Origin of the sequence: Sphingobacterium sp. SGL-16, assembly GCF_011043515.1 — a bacterium.
Lineage (GTDB): Bacteria > Bacteroidota > Bacteroidia > Sphingobacteriales > Sphingobacteriaceae > Sphingobacterium > Sphingobacterium litopenaei.
In genome coordinates, this window is sequence record NZ_JAAKGQ010000105.1 from 1 (window position 1) to 1,379 (window position 1,379).

At 43.5% G+C, this 1,379-nt stretch carries 1 protein-coding gene; it reads right to left on the bottom strand.

Translation table 11 applies throughout. The features are described 5' to 3' along the window. Window positions 1–99: 99 nt before the first annotated feature. Complete coding sequence (ltrA, locus tag G5B32_RS16835; RefSeq protein WP_165292652.1) at window positions 100–1,350, bottom strand: group II intron reverse transcriptase/maturase; 1,251 nt, start codon at window positions 1,348–1,350, stop codon at window positions 100–102. Window positions 1,351–1,379 lie beyond the last annotated feature (29 nt).

The window sequence follows — 1,379 nt, forward strand, 5'->3', positions numbered from 1 at the left end:
TTCCACAGCACCGCACGTACCGTTCGGTATACGGCGCTTCCCTAAGTTGTAACACAAACTCGCTTGTATTCTGCCAGTAAAGATGGGTATCCCAGTTGTTTAAGATAGTCGTTGGAAAGGGTTGTTGTCAGTATCCAGCTTTTTTGCTGTGTGCCAGTAACTTTTCCTTGTATGTGCCCATTCGTACGCCTTGTATTTACTTACACCTAGTTGTACCAAGTTCCTAATTTTAGACTTGCTGTGTTTCCATTGTTTCCATTTGACCATACGTAACCTACGACGATACCACATATCCAGTTGCCCCAGTTTCGTCCCCATGTCCGCTAGTTTAAAGTAGTGCATCCAGCCTGTGAGGTATTCCCTCAAGTAGAGAATTCGCTGTTCATCGCTCCAACCTCGACTGCGGCCCGTTAGTCCTTTAATCCTAGCTTTCATCTTCCCTAGACTTTTAGGGTGAATACGTAAGCGCCACTCCCCTCTGTAATTGTAGAAACTATAGCCTAGAAATTTAATCTTGGATACATGACGAACGACGCTTTTCTCTTTATTGACCTTAAGCATCAGCTTACCTTCCACAAATTTTGTGATCGATTCCATAACCCGTGAGGCACTCCGTTTACTACGACAAAGTATCATAAGGTCATCAGCGTAACGTACAAATTTGTGTCCTCGAGATTCCAGTTCTTTGTCCAGTTCATCAAGCATAATATTGCTCAAAAGTGGGCTTAGTGGGCCTCCTTGAGGTACACCTTCTGTAGTTACTTTAGTCCTTCCGTTTATTTCTACACCTGCTCTCAAGTATCGATGGATAAGTGAGATCAGTCTTCCATCTTTGATCGTGCGTGATAATAATTCAATCAGTTTACTGTGATTCACCGTATCGAAGAACTTCTCTAAGTCCATGTCTACGGAATAATTATACCCCTGTTGAATGTATGACTTGCATTTGAGAAGCGCTTGATGCGCGTTGCGACCCGGACGAAAACCATAGCTGTGGTCACTGAATTCAGGTTCGTAGATTGGTGTCAGGATTTGACTAATGCCCTGCTGGATGAGCCGATCAACTACTGTTGGGATGCCCAGCATTCGCTTTGACCCATTGTCTTTAGGAATTTCGACACCTCTTACTGCAGAAGGAGAATAATTCCCCTGCTTGATGGATGTTAAAAGTTTCTCCTTATGCTCTCTAAGATAATCCCCTAAGGATTCGACGCCCATCTTATCGATACCGCAAGCACCACGATTACAAACCACTTGTAAATAGGCAGTATTCAAGTTCTGGCGGTCAAGGAGTTGTTCTAAAAGTCCATCTACTTTTGTGTTTGTATAGGTGAGGTTCTTTTCAATCATCCCAATAAAAGTCTGCCCTCCCACATAGC